The sequence below is a fragment of the Sphingobacterium nematocida genome (assembly GCF_900168125.1).
GTDB classification, from domain to species: Bacteria; Bacteroidota; Bacteroidia; order Sphingobacteriales; family Sphingobacteriaceae; genus Sphingobacterium; species Sphingobacterium nematocida.
This window is the reverse complement of the sequence record NZ_FUZF01000007.1, coordinates 143860-165535: the sequence shown is the minus strand read 5'-3', so window position 1 is coordinate 165535 and position 21676 is coordinate 143860. Positions and strand designations below refer to the sequence as shown.

The window sequence follows — 21676 nt, the reverse complement described above, 5'->3', positions numbered from 1 at the left end:
TACAAGCTTAAATTTCAAGCTTGTAGATTTCTCCATTTCGCTACGCTGCAGTCGAAAGGACGATGAAGTCTACTTTGTGAGACAGTCCCATCTTATTTTACCTCATAATCCAATGGTAATATAGTAGACATTTTATTAAACCAAGCAAAATAGCCATCTAAACTCCAGTTTTTAATGGGCTTAAATTCGCCTAACCTATTGATCTCGACCTCTGCATCTACCGGCGTAAATATCAATCGGGAGTTACTGTTTCCTTTTATATCATATTTTACATAATTGGCGTCGAGCTTGATTTTACTGTTTTCTATTTGCAAGGCGCTCTTATAGGACACATTAGCTAAACCTCTGTTGTGATTTCGAGACGAAATGATATCTGTTTCTGCAAGCCTTTTTCCATAGATAAGATTTGTTTTTGGCTGGCTGACCAGCTCCATTAACCTATCTTTTGCGAGAAGTCCTTTAGGTCCTACCACATTCCAGTAAGCTTTTGCATTGCCGGCATAGTCAGTCCGAATGATCTCTTCTATATCTTCTAATGTTTTAAGAGCCTGCTCGCGATCCAAATTAGGGTCCAAAAATAACTCCTTAACTACATAGCCGTCTTTTTCCCAGTTTTGATGAAATGTACTTCGTATGAAACGCATAAATGATGATTGATACGCCGCTTTACGATAGGCTTTCATCCTCCCTGTCGGTCTACCTACACTTTCAAACCGCAGATAACCGTCATAATAAAGATTACCTGTTTTTGTATGCATTTCGTACGTCTTAAGATCGCAGTACAATGTATAACCTAGGTCTTTATTGGTAATCTTAATCGGCACACTTGCTGTAGCATGCAGCACTTTATCATCTTCGCTATACCGGAACCTGATAACTTCGGGGTTTTCGATCATACAGTGTTCAGCAAATGTGCTACTTCCGATAAATGACGATGTAAACCTCTTTCCCCATATTTTCCAGCCATCTTTTAAAAATGCCGACACCTCAACTTCCTCTATAGCTATCACCTTGGGCACAAGTGTTATCAACAAATGACGGTCTTTGTCATCGGGTTGGCCTAATTGTATGGTAGTCACCTCATAGCCCACTGCGGAGCATACAATATTAAAACTGGCAACCTCCATAGTTTTTAAAGCAAATTCGCCAGATTTGTTGCTGCTTGTAGCAATAGTGGTATTATCCATGTACACAGTTGCACCCACAATGACTTCTCTGGTCTTTTTGTTCACAACTTTACCCGATATAGTATTTTGGGCGAATCCAATCCAAGGATAAATGAAAACTAAAAGTAGGATTATAAGTCGCAACATAGGATGTGGTTTATAATTTTATCTTCTTCGTGTAATCAACAAGCTTACCTTCGGCTGTTATACCCTTGATAACGATCCAGTAATCGCGTCCAAATTCATTATTATAAAATTCTATAGTAGCATGGGAAGCATTTTCCGAATTTGTTAACAAGAGTGGGTGCCAATATAAAGTCTGTCGCTCGTCTTTCTGATGGCGGCTCGCATCTGCCTGCCCATAATCGACATTTGTGATCTGATAAATCGGTGTATACCCTCCGAGCTTACCTAAATTAATCCTTCGCCCGAGATCACGATTGACATTACTCGCGGCGAACACATAAAGTGCTAATTCATCACCGAAAGAACTTTGAATAATTTTGATCAAGCCTATCCGACTCATATCCGTCCTCCAAGCATCACGAAGCATTTCTACGTCTATAATAGAAATTGAACCATCGGACACATCATAGCATTTCCGCTCATTAACATAGATACGTTTAAATCGACCTGAACGGACATTCTCATTCTCATCGAATAACAAATTTATTTCTTTACTTCTACGAATATAATCTAACAGCGTTGTGGAATATTTAATGACATAGGGATCGTCTTGTGGAAGAAAATCGGCGACAGAGTTTTTAAAATATTCGGTAACCATAAATTTATCTTCCATATCCCGAACCGCTAACGGCTTTACCTTGCGACGTACGACCACCGTTTGGATTTGGCGTTGCCCACCTAAATACTTGGCAAACGCAGCATCGACCTGCTCCATATGGGCTGCAGCCCTATCCAAATAGGTAATATGTTTGTTTAAGTAAGCAGAAGGCACAGTCAGCTGAGTATGATCGGCAAAGGGCTTAAACCGATAATCTACCTTGATGTCATCAAACTGATTTTTCCGATCAATATGCGAAAGCCGAAACTCCATCGTATCGAAATATTGTAAGTCTTTTAGTACTATTCGACGATTGTCATCGAGCTCGACCGCTTGGTATTTAAAAGGGTAATGCACGGTATCTTGCCTGATAGGTCGGTAGCCTAAGGATAACGAACCCCGCGGAATCCCTACTTTCAGCGTTCCTTCTTTTTGGGTAGAGGCTTCAAACCGCTTCCACCCTTTGTCGGGCATGCTGACCTGCCCCTGGACATATAAAGCTGCGTCCTTTCGTGCAGGAAGCTCGTCGATGAGGCTGTAATCCCGATTCCAAGGTATGGTATGTACCCAATCTTCGATAGCTGATGGAATATATACGGCCCCTACAACCTGACTATTAAGTAACGCACGTTCCATACGATCGCTGCTGTCGGGTAGACTAAAGTCGTCTACGATAGATACCGAAAGGTTGGCATAGGCAACATGGGGAATACTTAAGTTTATTTTTTGCTTGGCCCTAGGCCCCTTCTCCGCTGTCAAAATTTGCACCTGTGGCTCTGCCCGTATATCCTCCTGCTGCACCACTTCGGAATGATACGCGCACTCCTGGCCTTTGCTGTTTACTAATGATAACTGCAAAAGGCCATAACGTAACATATCGGGTGTTATTGCTATTTTCAAACCGCCTTTTTTGATCATAACAGGCTGCTCAAACAGCTGCAACTGATTGAGTCGGGCATGTAGCACATAGTCGCCCACCATGCCTGCAGAGGGCTTTAAGATAGCGTAATAACCAGCTCCCTCCTGAACCAAGCTGATCAGCACGCCTTCGGGCTGTACGGCAGGAAGCTGTTCTACGGTGAGCTTGCCATCAGAATCTTTCCAGCGAAGCATGTATCCCGCCATCTCGGGCTCAAAATCGATATGGGCTATCCCTGCAGAATCGGATGTGGTCGTGCTGACAACATCGTACTGCCCGTCCAAAAGCTCCAATTGATAAGGAAAGGGTAGGCCGCGACTATCTTCGCCCCGGGTATAAATGCGATTGGTCATACCCTGTACCAGGTACTTCGCACCAGAACTGACGACCAGCCTCTTGGTGTTTTCCCGATAGCTGACCTGCCTTCCATCCCCCAGAATATACAGCGGCTTAGTGTACCCCAAATAGCCTTTGTCTTCGATATTGCCGGTATAGGCATTGAGATAGATCACTGAAGAAGATAGGTCTGCAGGAACGACAAACTGACTGAAACTGTACCCTTGGGATGCGATGTGCACGTTGTTTGCCAGTACATTGCCGGCACTATCTGCCCAGTCAATATACAGGTTGTGGATGGTAGAGTCCAGCCTACCATCATACATCAGGTAAGCTTTAAACCAGACCGTGTCTCCGGGGGCATACATTGATCGGTCCGTATGTACGTAGATTTGGGGCAGCTCCTGTGCTGACACTTGGGGCAGATTAAAAAAAAGAAATAGAATAACAACAATTGACCTCATAAATTCAATTTATAGATTTAAAACTGCACAAACCTGTCGATATATAAAGCCCGGTCTTGTATGTATTTTTTGAGTTTGCCAACCTCTGCCTCAAAATCCTTTCCTCTACCCCATACGGCATAGTCTCTGGACTTAGACGTTTTGATCAATGAGGCATACGCATCAATATAATGGATCAACTGGCTCATATGTCTTTCCTTGTAATTGGTCCAGTGTTTTTTGAAAGCCACCTGTACCTCGGGGTCTTCAAATAATCGTTTGAGAAATACCGTTCCCTTGTTGGTCCCTGACCAGAATAGTGGCCGGTTGGGGTTTGTAAAGTGTATACCGCTCCCTTCATAGCCATAGGCCCAGTCAAAATCCCATAATGGGCCAAATGTGAACTTGCCGCCAGCTTTCTTGTGCATGTAAACGCTCTTCGGATGATTAATCTCTTCATTGCCAGCAAGGAAGTAAACTAATATGTATCGCGCAAAGACATCTTTATCAAAATAGTCTCCATAATTATTATTGGGGAAAGAGGCTCCCTTGATCAACGCCTCGAAAGTATCGAATTGGGTCTTTAATGGCGTTATCTCTGATGATCCTTCCAGCTCGGGTTCTTTGATCATAACGGGGAGGCTGTATCCCGTACTGTAAAACTTGTAGGTCTCGTCAAAATAGGTATCCAGCTCCAACAGATAGCCGTCCTTCCCAATATTCACCCGATTGTCCTGTACTTCGATCTGTTGAGTCAGAACATAGCTTCCTTTATACACCCCATTGACCGTGAGATCTACGGGTATAATGGTATTGGTAAACGGCACTTCCAAATCCTGTCCAATTTTCATCGCGACGGCATTAGACATCAGGGATGGATCTAGATAGTTGGCTAGCAGAACCCAATTCTTGGCCGAACCCATTCCCAAAATCTCGGACTTGCTGTTCAACTTAAGCCGATAGGGTTTTTTGGGGTAAGCCCAGGTGGAGTTGCCTCGCCCCTTAACCTCGGTACTACCGGAAAAATCCAAATAGCGTCCTTTACCATCGATCGAAACGGTAGCCTGTAAGTAATTTTCCCTGGAACTTATCGCCTCTCCGCCTGCTGTTGTGATCTGTATATGTGGTACCTCGGCCGTTGTCCAGACAATCTTTACCTTTACATCCTTCTTATTTCCGTTTTTACCTATAAAGGTATAGGATACCTCGTTAACAAAGTCATTGACACTGATTCCGCTTTGCTGCTGGACACCATTAACCATTACCTTTTCAGCATTGGTGCTGAAGCTTGCTATCAGCTGCTGTGGTCCATACCTGGAAAGACTGCCACTGAACTGATCGTCTTTCTGATCGAGCAGCAGATCTGTTGGTATGGTAGGATTGTCAGCGGCACGAAATATGAACTCGGTGATGGTAATGGGTTCTACTACAGGATCATCTCCTTCTCCGCTGACATTATTCTTTTTACAGCTTACAAAAAAATAAGTGGAAGCACAACGATAAGCAATCGATTGCGATAATTCATGGTTTGTCTAATTTAAGTTTTAACACGTAAGTTAATCAATAACAATTGATTAAACAACATTATTTTTTATGAAAGCATAAAAAAACTCGCTGTCCTAGAGCACAAAACTCCTAGTCAAAATATGTTGTATTGATCACTAAGGCCAATAATTAAAAAAGGAGAACACCATCAGTCTACATGAATGTGGTACTATATGTTAGCTGCTTCCTATTTTCCCAGAAAGTTTGGACTTGCATAATTATTTCAAGCTCTTTTTCTTAATCATATCTTTATGTTTAGATTCATTTGCAAGGGCTTCTTGTACGCGCTTTTCCAAAAGACTGAGGTCTACAGCTGGTGATGTCTGCTGCAAAGGCACCGTATCAGCAGTCTTAACTGTTGGAGTATACCCTCCTGAAGACATGTAAAAGCGGTCTGTATGCAAAGGCGATACACCCTGTTCGTAATCGACACGCTGCCCTTCTTTGCCATCGGTATTGCTAAACTGAACTTTGTTCAAGTGTACCCATCGATTAGACTGTGCCTCGTAACCGTAGGCATTATAATACTCGGCCATGCGTCTATGTTGCCCATTGACAAAACCGTAGTTCTCTAAAAACGAGTGAAATCCATCAAAATATCGTTGTTCCTTTGGCGCACGCCATGAAGCGATATAATTCCAGTCAAGCTGTCCTTCAAGCTTATACCAAGCCGAAAGAACAACCGAATTATTATCCTGCGGTAAGACATTCATGATGAAAGAAACTCGCTTGCCTGTCTCCCACCCCGCTGTAGGCACATAGGACTGCCCACCTGTACCCTCGCCACCAAAAGAATTTACAGTGGTAGCTCCCCCTTTATCTACCAACGATACAAAATCATCGTGCCCTATAGTCTTATCGTTTTCTGCATCTTTGCTATCCCACACGGAAAACAAGACCCTGCGTTCGCTATCCGAATTGGTCTGCATACCAAGATAACCGCGGTAAAAACCGATAGCCATATAAAAGGTGTGAAAAGGATCTGCTCCTACAGGTACTACTACGTCTTCGTAAAGCCAATTATAACGTTTATCAGTTGTACCGGTAGAACTAAAGTTGATGTGTACAGATGGAGATGACTGATAGTCGGTCTGATTGACCTGCCCATCTAATGACGCTGTATGAAAGCGTAAATAGTGAATCCGCAAATCTAGCGGCGGTGTAGATAGCGCGGTAAGTTCATATCGATAATACCCAGTGTTTTTTATAGATACGGGAATGGAGGTTGTCAAACCTTTCTCAGCCCCTGTATCAAAATTCAGCATATGTGTAGTAGGCTTGTAGTCCAATATCTCATAACAAGGTGTGATTCGCAATTGAAATGGGGTCGCTTTGCCTTTATTGCTATACTCAAACTGCATCTGATAACTACCTGGTTTTTGATAAAGGTACCACACCACTTTTCGGCTCTGCGCTGTCCAATGTGATATATCTCCCTGGTCTTCAGGATAACCTACCGGAATACGAACCCCCACCTCTTCATGCTTCCGTTCAAAGGGCTCTGCATATGCTTTATTGGCTGGAATGGCAAATGTTTTTTGTTGCTGCGCATACCCTTGCCATACCATACAGAATAGGCCAAATAAAATTAGTGATCTATAGTTCATCCTGTGATGTTTATGTAGGTTAGTCTTACAAAATTTAATTCTTCCTAAAATTAAGTCTTTTTAGCGATTACAGGCGCTGTGATGAAGTTTTTACACAATCGATTGCCAAGACATGCCGTTCGAAAATCCATACCACAACATGCTTTCTATTTATATTTTCTGTATCATTGTTTATCAGTATTTAGATTATGAATATCATATACGGTATAGATCTTCTGGGAACTATGGTTTTTGCCATATCGGGTGCAATGGCTGCCAACAGACGGGGTATCGATGTCTTCGGTGCTACCTTTATGGGCTTTGTAACAGCCATCGGTGGCGGATCACTAAGGGATGTATTTTTAAATATAAGACCGGTGTGGGTCGAAGATGGAAACTACCTTATCGCTATTTTTATCGGAGTATTTATCTCCATCATCGCAAACCGGCATCTTTATAACTGGGCTAAAACACTGACGCTATTTGATGCCATCGGAATTGGATTTTTTACAGTAGTAGGAACACAAAAATCATTGGACTACGGTAGCAGCAATATTGCCGCAATGATGTTTGGTATGTTTTCTGCCGCCATGGGAGGCGTAATACGTGATACCTTAATGAATGAGACCCCCCTCATTCTCCGAAAGGAAATATATGCATCGGCCTGTCTGTCTGGGGCACTCTTATTTGTAATCTTAGAGTATTTTGGATTAGAAAGAGGCTGGAATGCATTTATCTCGGCCTCTTTTGTAGTGGGTATCCGATTGGTATCCGTAAAATATAACCTATCTCTACCTGCTGTGTCGGACGTGGACGATAAAAAAGATTAAAGAACTTCTAATAGTCGCTCGAATGACATCCCACGAGAAGCTTTAAGCAAGATAAAGCTTCCTGACAGACCTACAATAGCAGTTCGTGCATCAGCAGTACTTTCATAAAACTCCGCGTCATCGCTGCGATGTTTAAAAAATTCCTTTCCAACAAAAATCAAGCGTTCCAACGGCAAAGCTTTGGCTTTTTGGATGATAATGGCATGTTCTGTATAGGAATCATCGCCCAATTCAAACATATCACCTAGGATCACAACCTTGTGTTCTACAGTCAACACCTTCATATTGTCCAATGCAGCAACCATACTGCTGGCATTAGCGTTATAAAAGTCTGCAACAACTGTATTACGATTCGTTTTGGTAATTTGAGATCTATTATTGGTCGGTATATATCCGGCTATCCCCTCGTTGATCGAGATCGCTGGCACACCAAAATGTAACCCCACAGCAATAGCCGCCAAAAAATTCTCTGTATTATAAGAACCGGTCAGATTAGTCGAGACTTCGTAAATAGCAGATTTGTCCCTTTCTTTCCAACTGATAGCAAGATAAGGATTTGCAATAAGCAATTTACCAATCACGTCATTGTCTGGACTAAAGCCATAACGTACTATTTTATGGATGTTTCTATGCGAAGCCATCTCGACCAGGTCCTTATTATCCCCTTGTAGAAATAATGTCCCTTCATGATCCTGCAAATAATCATACAACTCGCCTTTGGTTTTCTTGACACCATCGAAAGAGCCAAACCCTTCTAAGTGGGCTTTTCCAACATTGGTAATGAGACCATGTGTCGGATGAGCAATATCCGAAAGAAAGGCGATTTCTCCCAAATGATTGGCTCCCATTTCTATAATCGCAATCTCAATCGTAGCATCAATGGAAAGGATAGATAGGGGCACACCGATGTGATTGTTTAAATTACCATTGGTAGCAAAGGCTTTGTATCGTTGTGAAAGTACAGCATACAATAGCTCCTTGGAAGTTGTCTTACCATTTGTACCAGTAATTCCAATAATAGGAATGTGCAACTGCTTGCGATGGTATCGCGCCAAGTCCTGAAGACTAGTCAAGACATCCTCAACTAATATATACCGCTCATCCTTTTGATAAGCGACATCGTCAACCACAGCGTAGCGCGCACCACTATCCAAGGCTTGATCTGCAAAGGCATTGCCGTTAAAATTGGCTCCCTTAAGTGCAAAAAATATACTATCAGTGATGATATTACGGGTATCCGTAGATATCTTTGGGTACTGCTTGTAGATGCTGTACAACGCTTCAATCTGCATGGCCTGTCTCTTTAGTGGGACAAAAGTAATTAAAAATCTATTTCAACAGATACGCTATCACGCTATTATTGTTAAAAGTCGGAATATATAGTATCCGTTCTTTAGCATTAAAACCCAAATCGGCAGTATTCATTTTACCCTGTACATCTTGTAACTTCTCGATACCTCCATCTGCTTTGACGTAATAAATCAGGCCTGGCCAACAGGTCACTAAAAAATCACCGTTACCAACAGGTTCTAATCCATCTCCTCCTTGTTCAAAACCTTTCGCTACCACCTGTGTTTTCTTATTAGCATCAATCTTCCAAAGCTCAGGGCCCGCTAACGCATACAACGAACCATTCAGATATTTCAATCCATTGACACTCGGCACATTTTCCATGTATAAGGAAGAATTGCCATTACGAATCTGGTAAATCTTATTATCTCTGGTATCGGACACATACACCACTCCATTATCATCCACTGTAACATCATTCAAAAAAGTAGATCCTTTAATCTCTACTTCGTCAATGACATTCCCTGTCACAACATCCGAAACTATGACCGAATTAATATCGGCGATATATAAAAGGCCTTTATACAACGCAAGACCCTTAGGCGCGTTAAGACCTGTTATCCAATTCGCATTTTTGACGGATCCATCGGGATTCAAAAGAGCCACTCCTCCTTTTCCATCTTTCTCGCTTCCTGCCCCATCAATGAGAGAAACATACAGCAGTCCTTTTGAGGCATCGTACAGCACCGATTCCGGGACAGGCAATCCTTGATCTGCCTCCCAAAGTTTCTCCAGCTTGTGTGTTTGAGCCTGTGTCGTAAAAATGACACTAGCTAACCCTAAGACTAAAAATATCTTCTTCATAATTTTCCTTTTTATGAGGCTATCAATCTTTTATATGCGTGATTATAGCAACAAAATATATCTTTTGAAATTTCAATATACGAAATATCTGTATTGAATATTCCATATGACAGATAAAAATCAAATTATACACATATGAAACATAATTTTATTATCCCTAGTTGCTTTTCCATACTGATACAATCAGTTGGACTAAGCTTTCTTAAAAAGTTTAATTCGACGGTCCGTTAACGCATAAAAAAACCGCAAGCACTTTAGGCTTACGGTTCAACTAAAACTAAACACGGTCTTTTAAATCACAATATCTTTATTGAGCCCTATCTTTTTCATCACTTGCATTATCCCGACGACGAATAGCCTGCTTGAGATTTCCAAACTTATAATTAAAAGTGATCTGAACAGATTGTGTATCATTATACTGCCGAATCTCCGAATCATACTCCTGAAACTTGGTGAATAAATTATTATGATTACTATGTAATACATCGGTCACCGCTAACTTGAGTGAGCTACGTTGATCTTTAAAATTATATGTCATTCCAATATCTGTATTGAAACGTCCTTCGATTTTATAGACATTGTACAAAAACGGTGAGTTGTAACGCATAGCTAATTCGGCAGAAACGGACTTATTGATCTTGAAATTACTCGTCGAGTTTCCTTGAAAAAATACGGATCCCTGATTGACATAATAACCAGCTATCGGTCCCCTGAAGTGCATATATATACCGGTTAAATTATTATACATAGTCCAGAACTTGCCGATACGAACGGGAATGGTCAGATTGAGATAAGTAGTATTCTGCTTTCCTAGGTTTTCACGGATCACCCATGTTGTCTTAGCAACAGTATCCTGCCCCATACTCTCTACCATAGCATCATTTGTAAAGTCGTGTCCTACCGCTATATTAAACATCTTGAAGAGTGTGTAGTTTAGTGAAAAACCATCGGTATACTGCGCATTGAGATAGGGATTACCACGCATGAAAGTACGCTTATCTATATAGTATTCAAAGGGGTTGAGGTGTCGGTAACTGGGTCTCGATATTTTCCGCGCATAATTCAAAGCGAATACATGATTTTCACTGAGATTATAGCTCAAGGATGCCGAGGGAAATAAATCAAAATAATCTCGCTTTACCTTCTTATTTTCAGTTTCTGATACTCCATCGGATATGGTATACTCTCCACGAAGTCCTGCTTTAATTCCCCATTTTTTGACTTGTGTGCTATAATCAAAATACCCTGCTGCGATCTGCTCCACATAGTTGAACGTATTGGAGCGTCCCGTATTATTTTGCCATTGACCAGAGATCTCCTGATCGAACACAATACCATTGTCTGATTCGACATTACTGTATTTCAAACCGGTCTCTATATTACCCTTCCAGAGCTTTTGTGTGTAATCCAGCTTGGCAGCAAAAATCTTAATATCAGTCAATGCATCACTTCTTTCTCTTTCGGTAGGATAGATATCACTCCCATCCGGAGAAGTATTATACTCATAATTCAATAACGTATTTGTCTTAAATAGGCTATAATCTAGATCAACGGTTAGTTTCTTGCCAGATGTATCTATCCTAAACTCATTATTAGCATTGAATGAATACTTATTAAACGTCTCCTTGCCCACAGTGAAGGCCTTCATGATAGAATCAATTACCCCAACTTTACTTCCTATCTTTGTTACCCCGGGATTGTCTTGATTTTCTACGTTATTATTTCCACTAAACTGGAACATAAGTGTGTTCCGGTTGGAAGTCTTTTGTTCTACCCCGAGCCTATAATTATGTGTTCTATCCTTTTCGCCGAGTTCAGTAACTTGATCAAAAATAGTCTTTTGTTGTCCGTCGGGAATGACACGCATTATATCCAACGTTTCTTTAGTTCGATTGTCCGTGTAGGAATAAGTACTGAAAAAGGTTGTATTGTTCTTTTTATAATTCAAGTTAATAGAAGAGTTTCCACGAAATTTCAACCCAAGACCTGCACTTGCGACAAAAGAACCATTAAATCCCTCTAGTTTGTTTTTCTTGAGTGTAATATTAATCACGCCTGCAGCCCCCTCTGCGTCGTCTTTCGCCGAGCGTGTCGTAGACAATTCTATACTTTTAATCTGACTACCATCTGTGCTTTTTAAAAATGTAGCTAACTGCTCTCCAGTCATATAGGTGGGCCTACCGTCGATAGTCACATTCACGCCCTGCTGCCCCATTAGGCTAATATTATCATCCTTATCTACACTAACTCCTGGTGCTCTTTGCAATACCTCAAAAGCATTATTGCCCGCGCTAACGGAAGAATTTTCGACATTCATCACCAGTTTACCATTTGTGCTCTGTATCAATGGTAGTTCTCTACGAACTGTAACAGTCTCAATTTCTTTTGTCTGAGGTCCAAGCTTAATCACAGGCAGGCCTAAACCAGAATCATCAACGCTGAATATTTCGGTCTCTCCCTTACCAAATCCTATAGCTGTAGCTTCTACGATAAATGTTCCACGGGGATAGTCCAATATCGTATAGACTCCATCTGCATTCGTTACTGCTGTCTTTAAAATGGCCCGAGCCGTCGTCGTAATCAGGTAGACAGAAGCTCCATTGATCGGCTCATTGTCCTGATTGACCACTTTCCCGTGTATTGCCGGCCGCTGAATAGCTGTGGCCGATAACGAGAACAGACTTAGCATTAAAAATAAAACTCTCTTCATAAATGGTACCGTAATAGGATCGATTAAGCTAAATAAATTAATCCCGACTTTTAATTAGACGACTCTTTTTCTGCTTTAGTTGCATCTTCCTCTTTCTTTTTGGGCTTTTCTATATGTGAGGGTGCACACTGTAACCCTGAACGTTTCATAACCCACTCTGTATGCTTTTCTTTTTCATCGTCGGCATACTCATTCTTACAGTCTGAATAAGGGAGATACCACATCTTGTTATGAATAGACTCATCTATCGTAACTTTAGAGCCTACCGGTAGAAATACAATCACAGACACCGATTGATCACGATAGGGCTCGTCTGTCGCTAATGCAAAGTGACTATCAAATACGACCTTACCTTTATCCTCATGGCCAAGATAGTTAATCCTTGAAGCTCGTTCTGAAGCGCTTTGATAAGTACGTCCCTTGGCAAAATAGTTGTATTGGATATAAGGTGTCTCTAAAGAGTCTAAGTATTCGAACCGGATATTAATATCTCTTCTCAAATATTTAGACAATTCTTCACGCTTCATTTTAAGTGTATATTTTTTATCTCCATTCTCTAATGTCGCCCCATCAATTACCCGAATATCTTTTTCTCCAAAATGGTAAACACTCCTTTTCTCCAAAGATTTTTCTACTTTGATCGTACTAGACTCTTTGTATTCCTGAATCCCCACGAAGACATAAAACAGCACCAAAATAATAGATACAATCCAGCCCGCCCACAGACTCAAGGAGAGATAGTTATTCATTGGACTCGTATTCAATAACATACGAAGAAAAATATGCAATAATGCAATAAAGGGAATGGTAATAGCCATCACTCCAGCTAATAATGCAATTAACGCCTGTCCGGTAGACAATAATTCCAGCCCTGGAAAGACCATCTCATTTTGGTATCCAAGAATACCTGTTGCAAACCCCACAAGGGTTACCAACATCCCAATGATCACCATACCACAGAAAAAAAGCATTAGAAACGCGAGCCCTTTTCCCAAGAACCGAAAAAAACTAGAAACTCCACTTCCAACCGCTTGAGCTCCTTTACTAAATTGTCCCCTGACAGTTGAAAATTCATCTTTGTACCCGTCTAGCTCTTCTTCAAAATTCTTTTTAAAATTCTGAAGGTTGGGCTCTTCCCCTCGCATAGACATTCGGTCTGCCCGAGTAACGGCTGTAGGCATGACAATCCAAAGAACGACATACAAAAGAACTCCTGACCCACCGAATAAAAAAAGTAATATAAAAAGAATACGAACCCACTTGGCTTGTAGCCCAAAATAATAACCCAAACCACTACATACACCACCGATCACAGTATCGTCGGGATTACGCATTAGTTTTTTCTCCGAAACGACACGTCTATATTCCTCTCTAAATTTTGACTCATAGGGTTCCTCTGTCGTTTCGTCTGCTTGTTCAAAATCACTCACACGCCCCATCTGCGCAATGACTTCATTCACATCTACCATCGAAATTACTTCCTTACGCCCTGCCTGAATCCGCTCCGTAAACATCTCGGCTATTCTATTTTCAATATCCTGTAGTATCTCTCCGCTATCATCTGATTGGCTAAAGTGCCTCTTTATCTCGATCATATAACTTCTAAGGACCTCGTAAGCATCTTCCTCGATATGAAAAACAATGCTATTTATATTGATAATTATTGTCTTGTTCATGATGATATATTCTAATGGTTAATTCTTGGTTTCTTTACGTCCGGTCAATGAGGTTTCAACGGCATATAAGAGTTCCTTCCAGGTAATATCTAATCTGTGTAGTACCTCTAACCCCTCAGAAGTGATCTGATAGTATTTTCGAGGCGGCCCCGAAGTAGACTCTTGCCAACTATAGCTTAGCAAACCATTGTTTTTGAGTCGGGTTAATAGAGGGTACAGGGTACCTTCTACAATCAGTAACTCCGCTTTCTTTAGTTCTGCAATTATATCTGAAGCGTATATCTCTCCTTTGGAAATAATGGAAAGGATACAGTATTCTAATATCCCTTTTCGCATCTGGGTTTGTGTATTCTCTGCTACCATAACAATACAAAGTTATATCCTTTGGATGGTACTTTGCAATACATAGTACTATATTTTTTAAATATAAATCATAAAACACTGTAATACAGGTATATAATTTTTCATTAACATTTTTTAAGAAAACTTAATTCAATAAAATAACGCTTATTTCATTCCTAAATACGAGATTTGGGACGATGAGGTATCTGAAAAATTATATTTGGGCTATTGTATGGGCTATATTAATGTTGACCATCCTTCTTCTTCCTTCTCGAAGCTTTGAAGTCGATAGTGTAACTTTTTATGAAGGCTTTGATAAAATGGTTCACTGCGGAATATTCTTTATTTTATGTATCCTTTTATACTGGGAATCCATTCTTAAGTCAAAAAGATCTGTAAATAAATGGTTAAGCATTACCAAAGTTGTTATTAGTACTGTTATATTTGCCTTTGTTACAGAGGCTGCTCAACAATATCTATCTCCTACACGAACCGCTGATCTGTGGGATATATTTGCAGACATTACAGGAATAGGAATGGCTACATTTGCCTTTATATTTTTTTATAAAAGAGAGAAATGAAGAAAAGAAGATATTTAACTTGGTTCTTATGCTTTTTGATCCTGGGACTAACACTACAGTCCTGTGGCATCTTTAATAAAGATTGCGGGTGTCCAAAACCAATCTCTGGAAAAAGAAGATAAAGGCTAAGCTCTAGCAATTGTCAATACGCTGACCTTTGCTCCAGCGTTACGCAAAACCATTCCCGCCTCACAAATTGTCGCTCCTGTTGTCAAAATATCATCAACCAAGAGAACATTCCTATCTTTTAATGGTGGACTTTTTTTACTAACTACGAATACCCCTTTCACATTCTCATAACGTTCTGTACGGCTCTTTTTGGTCTGACTGACGGAATATACCTTTCTTTCCAAAATATCCTCATATGCGAATATACCGAGCGAATCGGATAATCCCTTTGCAAATTGGTATGCTTGATTATAGCCTCTTTGACGGAGCTTCTTCTTATGAATAGGGACTGCGATAATCATATCAAACTGCTGCTGAGCTATGGTATTTTTCAATGTCAAGCCGTACATTCTTCCCAGGAAAACTCCTATTTGTGGTTTATTTCCGTATTTCAACCGGTGTAACAATCGCTCTGTTCTGGAGCTTTTAGAGAGATAGAGCATCGACATCGCAAGTTGGAAGTCCAATTTGCCCCATAGTTGTCTAGCGGTTGCATTGTCCGCATCTAAGTGAAAATCCGTTAACGGCAAATGGTACCTACATGTCATACAGAGCACCTGTTCTTGAGCGAACAAAACAGCATCACAAGACATACACAATTCGGGTAGTAATGTATGTAATAAGTCTTTGAGAAAAGCTTTTAAGTCCAAAACAGTCTACTATTGGTATACTGTAAACTTAACTAAATATGCTGGAAAAACGAATTAGTTTGCTTTTTCCTTTATTGCTAACTGTCCGCAAGCAGCATCTATATCCTTCCCACGGCTTCGTCGGACATTAGTTATAACACCTTGGCTACGTAAATAGCTGGCAAAAGTTTCAATTTTATCAGCTTCTGCATTTACGAAATCGGCTAGAGATATCGGATTATACTCGATAATATTGACTTTGCAAGGTACATGCTTACAGAATCTTGCTAATTCTTTGGCATCCTGCAATTCGTCATTAAAATTATGGAACACAATATATTCAAAAGTAACGGGATTCTTCGTTTTAGAATAGTAGTATCTCAACGCCTCGGCGAGCGCCGTTAACGAGTTTTGCTCGTTGATCGGCATGATTTCATTTCGCTTAGAGTCATTCGCGGCATGTAAAGAGAGTGCCAGGTTAAACCTAACCTCGTCATCACCTAGTTTTTTAATCATCTTGGCAATACCAGCGGTAGATACGGTGATACGCTTGGCGGCCATATTTAAGCCATCGGGTGCCGTAATACGCTCTACCGACTTCATCATATTAGCATAATTCAACAATGGCTCTCCCATACCCATATAAACAATGTTACTGAGTGGTATTCCATAATTATCCTCGGCCTGTTTACTGATTAATACAACCTGATCGTATATCTCATCCGCATTAAGATTACGTTTTCGATCCATATAACCGGTTGCGCAAAACTTGCAGGTCAAGCTACAGCCTACTTGAGAACTGACACAAGCTGTCATTCGATCCGGAGTCGGAATAAGAACGCCTTCAATAATGTTGCCATCATAAAGGCTAAAACTACTTTTGATCGTCTTGTCACTACTCACCTGAGATTCCTTGACTTTCACGAAGTTTATTGTAAAACCCGCTTTGAGCTTCTCTCTCAACTCCTTGCTCAAATTACTCATCTGATCAAAGTCAATAGCAGACTTCTGCCAGATCCATTCGTAAATTTGCTTCGCACGGAAGCCTTGCTCGCCCATCTCAACCAGCTTATCTTTCAATTGTTCTAATGAAAGACTTCGTATATCAATCAATTTTGTAGTACTCAACACGATACAAAGATACGTCAATTTTCTTCTTTTTATAGTATTTGTTTCCGCATCAAGCGCGTTACATCAAATTTTGCGCTAGTATTGCTATATTGCATGGAAATCAACAAATAATAATGAAACAGTCTTTATTTATCCCTCTCCTCGCTGTACTAGCACTAATGGCCTCCTGCAGCTCCAACAAATATGCTGCTACAGAAAAAGTATACAAGAAAAAGGCTAAAGAATTCGCCAGCCAATATAAAGAAGCTCCTGTAAGCACACAATTAGAAAAAATTGAAACTATAGATAAGGAGTGGATTGGTTCCATCAATTTTGGTATTCGCAAACCGAATTACGTAATGATCCATCATACAGCCCAGGATTCTTTAGCCCAGACCGTAAAAACATTCCACAGTACCAAAGCTGGAGTAAGTTCGCATTATGTTATCGGTAGAAACGGAAAAATAGTACAGATGGTGAATGATTTATACCGAGGACACCATGCGGGGGCAGGTCGCTGGGGAAATGATACCGACTTAAATTCCTCTTCAATTGGCATTGAGCTCGACAACAATGGCACTACAGACCCCTGGACCGACAAACAGATCCAGTCCCTTATACAACTCCTGACCTACCTTAAGAAAACGTACAATATTCCTCAAGCAAATTTTATTGGACACATGGACTACGCTCCTACACGGAAGAATGATCCCTCTAGATTTCCTTGGAAAACGCTTGCGGAGAATGGGTTTGGTTACTGGTACGATGATTATTTAGAAAGTGTCCCTACAAATTTTGATCCTAGACTTGCTTTACGCGTAATCGGATATGATGTAAAAAACCTTGATGCTAGCATTAAAGCATTTAAACAGCACTATATACAGCGCGACACAAACACGGCGCAACTGACGGAAGACGACCTAAAGATACTCTACTCTATCTTTAAAAAATTCTTATAAAAATAAAGAGGGCATTAAAAAATGCCCTCTTTATTTTATTTAACTACTGATCCATACAGATCAAAATCCTCTGCTCGATCAACGGTTACATTTACAAAATCGCCTATCCTCAGATAGTTGTCTTTTGCACTTAATATAACTTCATTATCCACCTCTGGTGAATCGAACTCCGTACGACCAACATAATAATCTCCATCTACCCGGTCGACCAATACCTTATAGGTATTTCCGACTTTAGTCTGATTGATATCGTAAGATATTCCCTGCTGCACTTCCATAATGGCATCCACACGCTCCTGCTTGACTTCCTCAGCAACATTATCTTCCAGGTTATAAGCATGGGTCTTTTCTTCATGCGAATAAGTAAAACATCCTAAACGATCAAAGCGAGTTTCCTCTACCCAAGATAGCATCTCTTCAAAATCTTGTTCCGTCTCTCCCGGATACCCACAGATCAATGTTGTCCGCAAGGCAATATCAGGTACCTTATCTCTTATTTTATTTACTAAATCGATCTGTTTCTGCTTGGTCGTACCGCGGCGCATTGACGTCAACATATTATCTGTAATATGCTGTAATGGCATATCAAGATAATTACAGATATTACTCCTTTCATTCATTGCATCTAATATATCCATCGGGAATCCGGAGGGATAAGCGTACTGCAGTCGGATCCAGTCAATACCTTCTACATCAGAAAGATGCCGTAATAAGTCGGAAAGATTCCTTTTCCCGTAGATATCAAGTCCATAATAGGTCAGATCCTGAGCGATAAGAATAAGTTCCTTTGTACCATTAGATGCAAGAAATTTGGCTTCCTTAACCAAATCTTCGATGGATTTGGACACATGCTTGCCCCGCATTAATGGGATAGCACAGAATGAACAGGGTCGATTACATCCCTCTGCTATCTTAAAATAAGAAAAATGAGAAGGAGTAGTCAACAATCGTTCGCCCAGTAGCTCATGTCTATAATCCGCTCCTATTGAAGACAACAAATCTGGCAAATCGTTCGTACCGAAATAAGCGTCTACATTCCGGATCTCGGTCTGAAGTTCGGGTTTATAGCGCTCAGAAAGACACCCTGTAACGATTACCTTATTCACTTTCCCTTGGTCCTTCAACTCAGAAAACTGTAATATGGTATCGATAGATTCTTGCTTCGCATTATCGATAAATCCACATGTATTAATTACAACAATGTCATTGGCCTGAATATTATTGGATTCGTGAACGACATCAATCTGATTGCCTTTCAATTGCCCCATCAAAACCTCACTATCGTGAATATTTTTTGAACAGCCTAATGTAACCACGTTAACCCGTGGTCTTGCTGTAGAAATTGCAGCTTTTGTTTGCTTTGTTTTCATTTAATTATTATCTCTTAATGGCCATGAAAGTGCGCCCGATGATTGGGAATGGTCTCACTCTATAGTATTGAGCAGTGTGTACAACACATGGAACCACCTGCACCTTGCCATCACTTATAAATATTTTTGTTCTTGGAGAAATCGATGCAAACCCTAGATCGATGCGACAAAAACTTATTTAAAGAGTGATTCTACAAAATCCTTCTTATTGAACAACTGCAAATCACCAATCTTTTCACCTACGCCAATATACTTAACCGGAATTTTGAACTGATCTGATATGCCGATTACAACGCCACCTTTTGCCGTACCGTCCAATTTGGTCAACGCCAAGGCGTTGACATCGGTAGCTTGGGTAAACTGTGTGCACTGCTCGATCGCATTCTGTCCAGTAGAAGCATCCAAAACGAGCAAAATCTCGTGAGGCGCACCAGGAATGACTTTTTGCATCACATTTTTAATCTTCCCCAACTCATTCATTAACCCAACTTTATTATGTAGGCGTCCAGCCGTATCTATAATAGCAACATCATCCCCATTAGATACTGCAGACTTTATCGTATCAAAAGCAACTGAAGCAGGATCTGACCCCATTGCTTGGGCAACCACACGCACTCCGACACGTTCTCCCCATAGTTTTATCTGATCTACAGCAGCGGCCCTAAAAGTATCTGCAGCACCCAAAACCACACTGTTTCCTGCTGCTTTCAACTGATGGGCTAGCTTACCTATTGTTGTTGTCTTTCCAACACCATTCACACCGACAACCATAATAACATAGGGCTTGTGATTACCATACTCAAAATTTTGGAAATCATCGCTATTGTTCTCTGCTAGCAGTTCTTGGATTTCCTCTTTTAAAAGTCGGTTCAATTCTTCTGTTCCAACATATTTGTCTCTCGCGACACGCTGTTGAATCCGCTCTACAATCTTTAAAGTAGTCGTCACACCAACATCTGACGTAACCAAAACTTCCTCCAAATTGTCCAACACATCATCGTCTATCGTCGCTTTACCAACGACAGCCTTCGTGATCTTCGAGAAAAAACCTTCTTTAGTCTTTTCTAACCCTTTATCCAGGGCCTCTTGTGCCTCAGGTGTTTCTTGCTTCTTCTTAAAAAAATCGAATAACCCCATGTTTACAAATTATCTAAAAGATGAGCTCTAAAAAAGCTCGGTTAAGAAATTAAAAGTCAGAAGTAACGTACTTTACAGCATTTCGAGCTTTCAACATTCCGTTTCCTTCATTCTTCGAAAGCAAATATACTAAAAAAGCCCTTTCGGCTTATGCACCAAAACGGCTCTTAAATTTTCTAAAGAAAAACTTTAAAAAAGGAATATCTTCTGCTTATTTATTTGCTGCAGCAAGAACGTCTTTTACGTTGTCATTGTGCACCATGCTTTCTTTGAAAGAATAAGCCCCTGTTTTAGCAGACTTAGTTGTGATGATTACTTTCGTATATTCTTTACCACCACCTTTTTGTAACGATGCTACCGCTTTCTTTGCCATAGTATGATATTTTTAAAATGAACAAGTATAACACTTATTCAAATATGAATTATTTAATTTCTTTGTGAACAGTTACTTTTCTCAATACCGGATTGAATTTTTTTAATTCCAAACGCTCAGTAGTGTTCTTTTTGTTCTTCGTAGTGATGTAACGTGACATACCTGGAAGACCACTTTCTTTGTGCTCAGTACATTCTAATATTACCTGTACTCTATTTCCTTTTTTAGCCATTGTTTTACTTTATTTTAATCCGTCAGTTGACGGATCGATTTCATGAATATCTTTAATTAACAGGCAGTTATCTACTAAACGTATCCTTTTTTGATAAATTTACTGATAACCGAAGTAATTCCGTTTTTGTTAATTGTCTTAATTGCAGACGTAGATACTTTCAACGTAATCCAACGATCTTCTTCAGGAATGTAGAAACGCTTGGTTTGTAAATTAGGATAAAACTTGCGCTTGGTCTTAACGTTCGAGTGAGATACGTTATTTCCTTTTAATGCCGTTTTGCCTGTTAAATCACAAATTCTTGACATGATATTTATTTTTAATGTTGTCTATTTACACAAATCACCTTTGCACTCTCTGCAAAGAGTTTGCAAATATCTAAATTTCTTTTTGGATTTACAACAATTCAGACTAGAATTATTTTTAAAATAATCTTAAAATGGGGTTTATTCACAAAGGTATATGTTTTGAAATACTATTTTCCTTTTGGATCCACAAAATAGTTTTCAACAATTCACATTTAATAAATGTAAAATATCCATGTAGCACTGACTGCACAAACACACATGAAAATATTTTGGATATTCCATATGACCATTAAAGAACAGATTATATACATGTGAAAA

At 40.1% G+C, this 21676-nt stretch carries 19 protein-coding genes; 3 read left to right on the top strand and 16 right to left on the bottom strand.

Translation table 11 applies throughout. The annotated features are described in order from the left end of the window. Nucleotides 1-92 precede the first annotated feature (92 nt). The 4 genes from B5X76_RS10005 to B5X76_RS09990 form a co-directional block, all read right to left on the bottom strand. Complete coding sequence (locus B5X76_RS10005) at nucleotides 93-1313, bottom strand: carboxypeptidase-like regulatory domain-containing protein (protein WP_079642971.1); 1221 nt, start codon at nucleotides 1311-1313, stop codon at nucleotides 93-95. Between the two features lie 10 nt (nucleotides 1314-1323). Beyond that, nucleotides 1324-3669, bottom strand: coding sequence for a hypothetical protein (locus B5X76_RS10000; RefSeq protein WP_079642970.1), 2346 nt, complete (start codon nucleotides 3667-3669; stop codon nucleotides 1324-1326). Nucleotides 3670-3686: 17 nt separating this feature from the next. After that, the gene (locus B5X76_RS09995; protein WP_079642969.1) at nucleotides 3687-4910 is read right to left on the bottom strand and encodes a CotH kinase family protein; all 1224 of its coding nucleotides are present in this window, start codon (nucleotides 4908-4910) and stop codon (nucleotides 3687-3689) included. A 501-nt stretch (nucleotides 4911-5411) separates the two neighbouring features. Beyond that, nucleotides 5412-6800 (bottom strand): DUF3472 domain-containing protein, encoded by a 1389-nt coding sequence (locus B5X76_RS09990; RefSeq protein WP_079642968.1) that lies wholly within the window; start codon nucleotides 6798-6800, stop codon nucleotides 5412-5414. A gap of 188 nt (nucleotides 6801-6988) precedes the next feature. Between B5X76_RS09990 and B5X76_RS09985 the strand changes: the two genes are divergently transcribed. Beyond that, nucleotides 6989-7609 carry a trimeric intracellular cation channel family protein gene (locus B5X76_RS09985; protein ID WP_079642967.1) on the top strand — a complete coding sequence of 207 codons (621 nt, stop codon included), beginning with the start codon at nucleotides 6989-6991 and terminating at the stop codon, nucleotides 7607-7609. Here B5X76_RS09985 and B5X76_RS09980 read toward each other — a convergent pair. From B5X76_RS09980 to B5X76_RS09960, 5 genes are all read right to left on the bottom strand, one after another. Beyond that, complete coding sequence (locus tag B5X76_RS09980) at nucleotides 7606-8901, bottom strand: UDP-N-acetylmuramoyl-tripeptide--D-alanyl-D-alanine ligase (protein ID WP_079642966.1); 1296 nt, start codon at nucleotides 8899-8901, stop codon at nucleotides 7606-7608. The two genes, B5X76_RS09985 and B5X76_RS09980, sit on opposite strands and share 4 nt — an antisense overlap. A gap of 37 nt (nucleotides 8902-8938) precedes the next feature. Then, complete coding sequence (locus tag B5X76_RS09975) at nucleotides 8939-9763, bottom strand: SMP-30/gluconolactonase/LRE family protein (RefSeq protein WP_079642965.1); 825 nt, start codon at nucleotides 9761-9763, stop codon at nucleotides 8939-8941. A gap of 307 nt (nucleotides 9764-10070) precedes the next feature. Beyond that, the gene (locus B5X76_RS09970) at nucleotides 10071-12473 is read right to left on the bottom strand and encodes a TonB-dependent receptor domain-containing protein (protein ID WP_079642964.1); all 2403 of its coding nucleotides are present in this window, start codon (nucleotides 12471-12473) and stop codon (nucleotides 10071-10073) included. 50 nt (nucleotides 12474-12523) lie between these two features. Further along, entirely contained in the window at nucleotides 12524-14149 is a 1626-nt protein-coding gene (locus B5X76_RS09965; RefSeq protein ID WP_079642963.1) for a PspC domain-containing protein, read from the bottom strand. An 18-nt stretch (nucleotides 14150-14167) separates the two neighbouring features. Beyond that, nucleotides 14168-14512, bottom strand: coding sequence for a PadR family transcriptional regulator (locus tag B5X76_RS09960; protein WP_079642962.1), 345 nt, complete (start codon nucleotides 14510-14512; stop codon nucleotides 14168-14170). A gap of 176 nt (nucleotides 14513-14688) precedes the next feature. Here B5X76_RS09960 and B5X76_RS09955 point away from each other — a divergent pair, with 176 nt between their 5' ends. After that, nucleotides 14689-15072, top strand: coding sequence for a VanZ family protein (locus B5X76_RS09955; RefSeq protein ID WP_079642961.1), 384 nt, complete (start codon nucleotides 14689-14691; stop codon nucleotides 15070-15072). A gap of 125 nt (nucleotides 15073-15197) precedes the next feature. Here the strand turns inward: B5X76_RS09955 and B5X76_RS09950 are convergent, their stop codons facing one another. Both B5X76_RS09950 and rlmN read right to left on the bottom strand, forming a co-directional pair. After that, nucleotides 15198-15788 carry a ComF family protein gene (locus B5X76_RS09950; protein WP_176141037.1) on the bottom strand — a complete coding sequence of 197 codons (591 nt, stop codon included), beginning with the start codon at nucleotides 15786-15788 and terminating at the stop codon, nucleotides 15198-15200. A 156-nt stretch (nucleotides 15789-15944) separates the two neighbouring features. Next, complete coding sequence (rlmN, locus tag B5X76_RS09945; RefSeq protein ID WP_245801017.1) at nucleotides 15945-17018, bottom strand: dual-specificity RNA methyltransferase RlmN; 1074 nt, start codon at nucleotides 17016-17018, stop codon at nucleotides 15945-15947. Nucleotides 17019-17113: 95 nt separating this feature from the next. On the opposite strand from rlmN, the gene B5X76_RS09940 reads away from it, so the two are divergent. Then, nucleotides 17114-17938, top strand: a complete 825-nt coding sequence (locus tag B5X76_RS09940) for an N-acetylmuramoyl-L-alanine amidase (protein ID WP_079642959.1) — start codon at nucleotides 17114-17116, stop codon at nucleotides 17936-17938. A gap of 35 nt (nucleotides 17939-17973) precedes the next feature. Here B5X76_RS09940 and rimO read toward each other — a convergent pair whose 3' ends face one another. The 5 genes from rimO to rpmB all read right to left on the bottom strand — a co-directional run bounded on the left by rimO (nucleotide 17974) and on the right by rpmB (nucleotide 21358). Further along, nucleotides 17974-19308, bottom strand: coding sequence for a 30S ribosomal protein S12 methylthiotransferase RimO (rimO, locus tag B5X76_RS09935; protein ID WP_079642958.1), 1335 nt, complete (start codon nucleotides 19306-19308; stop codon nucleotides 17974-17976). 174 nt (nucleotides 19309-19482) lie between these two features. Continuing rightward, nucleotides 19483-20445 (bottom strand): signal recognition particle-docking protein FtsY, encoded by a 963-nt coding sequence (ftsY, locus tag B5X76_RS09930; protein WP_079642957.1) that lies wholly within the window; start codon nucleotides 20443-20445, stop codon nucleotides 19483-19485. Between the two features lie 211 nt (nucleotides 20446-20656). Continuing rightward, nucleotides 20657-20818, bottom strand: coding sequence for a DUF4295 domain-containing protein (locus B5X76_RS09925; RefSeq protein ID WP_079642956.1), 162 nt, complete (start codon nucleotides 20816-20818; stop codon nucleotides 20657-20659). Between the two features lie 49 nt (nucleotides 20819-20867). Next, entirely contained in the window at nucleotides 20868-21050 is a 183-nt protein-coding gene (rpmG, locus tag B5X76_RS09920; protein WP_002998409.1) for a 50S ribosomal protein L33, read from the bottom strand. Between the two features lie 74 nt (nucleotides 21051-21124). Beyond that, nucleotides 21125-21358, bottom strand: a complete 234-nt coding sequence (gene rpmB, locus B5X76_RS09915) for a 50S ribosomal protein L28 (RefSeq protein ID WP_021069554.1) — start codon at nucleotides 21356-21358, stop codon at nucleotides 21125-21127. Between the last annotated feature and the right edge of the window lie 318 nt (nucleotides 21359-21676).

Coding starts and splice junctions, on each gene's coding strand:
- B5X76_RS09970 (WP_079642964.1), bottom strand. CDS start 12,473: ATGAAGAGAGTTTTATTTTTAATGCTAAGTCTGTTCTCGTTATCGGCC.
- B5X76_RS09960 (WP_079642962.1), bottom strand. CDS start 14,512: ATGGTAGCAGAGAATACACAAACCCAGATGCGAAAAGGGATATTAGAA.
- B5X76_RS10000 (WP_079642970.1), bottom strand. CDS start 3,669: ATGAGGTCAATTGTTGTTATTCTATTTCTTTTTTTTAATCTGCCCCAA.
- B5X76_RS09995 (WP_079642969.1), bottom strand. CDS start 4,910: ATGGTTAATGGTGTCCAGCAGCAAAGCGGAATCAGTGTCAATGACTTT.
- B5X76_RS10005 (WP_079642971.1), bottom strand. CDS start 1,313: ATGTTGCGACTTATAATCCTACTTTTAGTTTTCATTTATCCTTGGATT.
- ftsY (WP_079642957.1), bottom strand. CDS start 20,445: ATGGGGTTATTCGATTTTTTTAAGAAGAAGCAAGAAACACCTGAGGCA.
- rpmG (WP_002998409.1), bottom strand. CDS start 21,050: ATGGCTAAAAAAGGAAATAGAGTACAGGTAATATTAGAATGTACTGAG.
- B5X76_RS09940 (WP_079642959.1), top strand. CDS start 17,114: ATGAAACAGTCTTTATTTATCCCTCTCCTCGCTGTACTAGCACTAATG.
- B5X76_RS09950 (WP_176141037.1), bottom strand. CDS start 15,788: ATGACATGTAGGTACCATTTGCCGTTAACGGATTTTCACTTAGATGCG.
- rimO (WP_079642958.1), bottom strand. CDS start 19,308: ATGAAAACAAAGCAAACAAAAGCTGCAATTTCTACAGCAAGACCACGG.
- B5X76_RS09955 (WP_079642961.1), top strand. CDS start 14,689: ATGAGGTATCTGAAAAATTATATTTGGGCTATTGTATGGGCTATATTA.
- rpmB (WP_021069554.1), bottom strand. CDS start 21,358: ATGTCAAGAATTTGTGATTTAACAGGCAAAACGGCATTAAAAGGAAAT.
- B5X76_RS09990 (WP_079642968.1), bottom strand. CDS start 6,800: ATGAACTATAGATCACTAATTTTATTTGGCCTATTCTGTATGGTATGG.
- B5X76_RS09975 (WP_079642965.1), bottom strand. CDS start 9,763: ATGAAGAAGATATTTTTAGTCTTAGGGTTAGCTAGTGTCATTTTTACG.
- B5X76_RS09965 (WP_079642963.1), bottom strand. CDS start 14,149: ATGAACAAGACAATAATTATCAATATAAATAGCATTGTTTTTCATATC.
- B5X76_RS09985 (WP_079642967.1), top strand. CDS start 6,989: ATGAATATCATATACGGTATAGATCTTCTGGGAACTATGGTTTTTGCC.
- B5X76_RS09980 (WP_079642966.1), bottom strand. CDS start 8,901: ATGCAGATTGAAGCGTTGTACAGCATCTACAAGCAGTACCCAAAGATA.
- B5X76_RS09925 (WP_079642956.1), bottom strand. CDS start 20,818: ATGGCAAAGAAAGCGGTAGCATCGTTACAAAAAGGTGGTGGTAAAGAA.